A 4,299-nucleotide genomic window follows, 5' to 3' on the forward strand; every position below is an offset into this window, starting at 1 on the left:
ACTACTTCAAGAACTCCCGTGACGTCCTCGGCACCTTCTACACCGACCAGGCCGGGTACTGGCAGGTCAGCGGCAACATCTTCGACAACGTGACCTGGTCCAGCCCCGACAGCGAGACCAACCCCGCCGGCCCCGACCCCAAGTCCACCACCACGGTCAACATCCCCTACAGCTACAAGCTCGACCAGACCAACTGCGTACCGAACATCGTGAGCCGGACGGCAGGCGCCAACACGGGCATGAAGGAGTCGGACGGCACCTGCTAGGTCGGGTAGCCCGAGGGAGTCTCACCCTCGGGCCCCCGCAGATCCGTACTTTGACCCACCCCTTGAAGCGATCAGACAGATATGTGAATCGAGCGCACCGCGGCGCCGTCGGATCATGACGGCAAGCACGCGTGATCTGTCGCATCGGCCGCGCGGTGATCACACCACCTGCATGATCGCCGTTCGCCTCAGGTGTCGCGGGCGCAGTGGAAACCCGTGTTGCCGGTGGTGCTGTCAGAGGTGTTCCGCGTGCGGACGATGTTGCTGGGTGGCGTCCCGACGGTGCCCTACGCCCCACCGTGCCACGCGGACTGCCCGTTCCGTGCGACCGACGACCGCTGTCGTTCTTCGAGCCTGCGGACGAATGGCGAGCTTTTGGGGTGTCGACGGCTCCGCCGGTTGCTCGCAAGGAGGCGTGCATGGGTTCGCGTGGTAACGACTGTTCTCGCGACTTCCCGGTGCACAGCTCAACAATCTCCACCACGCCTGCGGCAACTTCTCCGCGTCCTGCAGGCGAGCTCACCCCCGCGCCGCCGCCGCCGCATCCGACTCTCGCTGGAGAACAACGATGCACTTCAAAACTGTCCTCGTCGGCATAGTCGCGGGCGCGCTGGTCGCGTTATCGGCGAGTCCGGCGCAAGCGGCGTCCACCCGCTACGAAGCCGAGAACTCGCCGGCGGTGTGCACGGGCACCATCGACACCAACTGGTCCGGCTACTCGGGTTCCGGGTTCTGCAACGGCGACAACGCCGTCGGGGCCGCCGCGCAGTTCAGCGTCACCGCGTCGGCGGCGGGCTCGGCGACGATCGCGGTCCGGTTCTCCAACGGTGCCACCACCAGCCGACCCGCCGACCTCGTCGTCAACGGCTCCACCGTGCAGTTCGTCTCGTTCGAGGCGACAGGCGCGTGGTCGACCTGGGTGTCGAAGGCCCTGACGGTCCCGCTGCCCGCAGGCAGCAGCACGATCCGGCTCAACCCGACCACCTCGGCCGGCCTGCCCAACATCGACTACCTCGACGTCACCGTCGACGACGCGCCAGCCGCCAACGCGCTGTACGTGGCGACCAACGGCGACGACAGCAATGCGGGCACCCTGGCCGCGCCCCTGCGCACCATCCAGAAGGCGGTCGACCTGGCACAGCCCGGCCACACCATCTACATCCGCGGTGGCACGTACGCGCCGAGCACCAACATCCAGATCCTCAAGAACGGCACGTCGAGCCGGCCCATCACGATGCGCAACCACAACAACGAGCGCGTGATCATCGACGGCGAGAACATGCCCTACACGCCGGGCGAGGTCGGCTCCACCATCCCCCGGTCGCAGCGCGGCGCGATCCACATCGAGGGCGACTACTGGCGACTGATCGGCCTGGAGATCATCCACGGTCCGTACGGCATCTTCGGCCTGGACTCCAACAACAACGTCTACGACCGGCTCGTCACGAGGGACAACTACGAGACCGGGTTGCACCTCGTCCTCGCAACCAGCAACAACCAGATCCTCAACCTGGACAGCTACGGCAACCGCGACCCGCGCAAGAACGGCGAGAGCGCGGACGGCCTGGCCATCAAGGAAGGCTCCGGCAGCGGCAACGTCGTGCGCGGCGCGCGTTTGTGGAACAACGCCGACGACGGCCTGGACTACTGGATGTTCTCCTCTCCCATCATCACGGAGAACAGCCTGGCCTGGGGCAATGGGTTCAACCGCTGGAACATCCCCGACTTCACCGGTGACGGCAACGGGTTCAAGTTGGGCGGCAACAGCGTGGCCGCCAACCACACCGTGCGCAACAGCATGACGTGGAACAACGCGGTCGGCGGTTTCGTCGACAACAACAACCCCGGGCAGCACAAGATCGAGCGCAGCACGGCGTGGGACAACCCGAAGACCGGGTTCCAGTTCGACCGCTCCGACAGCACGTTGACCAAGAACCTCGCGGCGGCCAACGGCGCCGACGTTTCATTGGGCTCCAACTCCAGCGGCAGCGGCAACTCGTGGGACATCGGCGGCTCGTGGTCGTTCGAGAGCACGAACCCGGGCACGATCACCGGACCCCGGAACGCGGACGGCTCGATCCCGTCCTCCAACTTCCTGCGCCCGAGCAACGGCGCCGACGTGGGCGCGCGCTTCTAGACCGTCCCCGCCACAGCAGCCGATCCACGTCCACCGGTCATCCGACGAGCCAAACTTCACGGAGACGCGCCAATGCACGTCAAACCCCTGATCGCGTGCGCAAGTCTATTGGCGAGCGCGGTAGTCGTGCTCTCGCAATCCGCGGCGCAGGCCGCGCCCACCCGGTACGAGGCCGAGAACTCGCCGGCGGTGTGCAGCGGCACCACCGACACCAACTGGACCGGCTATTCCGGCTCCGGGTTCTGCAACGCCGACAACGCCGCCGGCGCCTACGCGCAGTTCACCGTCAACGCCTCCGCCGCGGGCACGGCGACGCTGGGCATCCGGTTCGCCAACGGCACCACGACCCGTGCGGCCGACCTGGTCGTGAACGGGTCGACCGTCCAGGGCGTGTCCTTTGAGGGCACGGGTGCGTGGTCGACGTGGGTCACCAGGACCCTCACCGTGCCGGTCAACGCCGGCGGCAACACCGTCCGGTTGAACCCGACCACGGCCGCCGGTCTGCCCAACATCGACTACCTCGACGTCGAGGTCGGTGGCGCGCCGTCGGTGCCGTACTCAGGCGTGCCGGACGGTTTCGCGCAGGGCACCACCGGCGGCGCCGGCGGGCAGACGGTCACGGTGACCACGCAGGCCGACCTCAACCGGTACGTGACCGCGAGCGAGCCGTACGTCATCCGGGTCGCCGGCACCATCAACATCAGCCCCAAAGGCACCGAGCTGCGGGTGGCGTCCAACAAGACGATCGTCGGCGTCGGCACCAGCGGCCACATCGTCGGCGGCGGCTTCATCCTCCGCACGGGCGTGTCGAACGTGATCATCCGCAACCTGACCATCCGCGACACCCGCATGCCCGACGACGACCCCGGCGACGACTCCTACGACTACGACGCCATCCAGATGGACACCGCCAACCGCATCTGGATCGACCACAACCGGCTGACCCGCATGAACGACGGGCTCATCGACAGCCGCAAGGACAACAACAACCTGACCGTGTCGTGGAACCACATCACGGACAACAACAAGACCTTCGGCGTCGGCTGGACCGAGAACACCACGGCCCGGATCACCATCCACCACAACTGGTTCCAGGACAACACGACCCGCAACCCGGTCGTGGACAACGCCGCCTACGCCCACCTGTACAACAACCACCTCGATGACATCAGCGCGTCCGGCACCCACGTGACCGGATCGACCAAGGCCGTCATCGAGAACACCTACTACGACGGCGTGCGCGACCCGTACTACGTGAGCGGCAACGCGGAACTGGTCCAGCGCGGCGAAATCGTGCGAAACAGCTCCTGGGCGTCCGGTCGCGTGAAGTCGAGGGGCTCGGCGTTCAACCCGAGCAGCTTCTACTCCTACACCCTGCACCCGACCGCGGACGTCCCCGCGATGCTGCGGCAGCACGCCGGACCGCAGAGCGGCATCGGCGGGTAGCGGCGAACGCCCCGCTTGGATCCACGACACCTCGCAAGGAGGGGCACACCATGGAACACGCCAAGCTCAACGGCCGACGACCGCGACGCGGCGCGCTGGTCACCTGTGCGGTCGGCCTGTTAGCCGCCGGGACGATCGCGGCGCTCGCTCCGACCGCCGCGGGCGCGGACCCCGAGCCTGTGAATCCCCGACGCTACCGAGAAAGCTCATGTCCTACGCCATCCAGGCCAACCCCGGTGCGGCATGGCGGGAGATCCTCTTCATGACCGCCCTGTTCGCCTGGGCCCTCTACATGCTGTTCGAGGGCCTCTTCGGGTAACCGGTCCATGGCCGGCCGGCTCCGCCGAGCGGGAGGTTTGCGGAACAGCGGCTTCTACGGCATCTTTACGCACGGAGCGCCGGGAAGTCTGGTCGGCATGCCCTCCGCGACGCGGTGGGGCGTTTTTGTCG

At 67.0% G+C, this 4,299-nt stretch carries 3 protein-coding genes; all 3 read left to right on the top strand.

The genetic code is table 11. The features are described 5' to 3' along the window. On the top strand, positions 1–266 hold a 266-nt coding region (locus FM051_RS49705), incomplete at its 5' end, for a hypothetical protein (protein WP_476655313.1). A gap of 568 nt (positions 267–834) precedes the next feature. Further along, positions 835–2,403 carry a right-handed parallel beta-helix repeat-containing protein gene (locus FM051_RS49710; RefSeq protein ID WP_202919532.1) on the top strand — a complete coding sequence of 523 codons (1,569 nt, stop codon included), beginning with the start codon at positions 835–837 and terminating at the stop codon, positions 2,401–2,403. A gap of 126 nt (positions 2,404–2,529) precedes the next feature. Continuing rightward, entirely contained in the window at positions 2,530–3,849 is a 1,320-nt protein-coding gene (locus FM051_RS49715; RefSeq protein ID WP_238413267.1) for a pectate lyase family protein, read from the top strand. Positions 3,850–4,299 lie beyond the last annotated feature (450 nt).

The organism is Saccharothrix deserti, from assembly GCF_009769385.1.
Lineage (GTDB): Bacteria > Actinomycetota > Actinomycetes > Mycobacteriales > Pseudonocardiaceae > Actinosynnema > Actinosynnema deserti.

Bases quoted from the DNA above. Each gene is read 5' to 3' on its own strand.
- FM051_RS49710 (WP_202919532.1), top strand. From the start codon at position 835: ATGCACTTCAAAACTGTCCTCGTCGGCATAGTCGCGGGCGCGCTGGTC.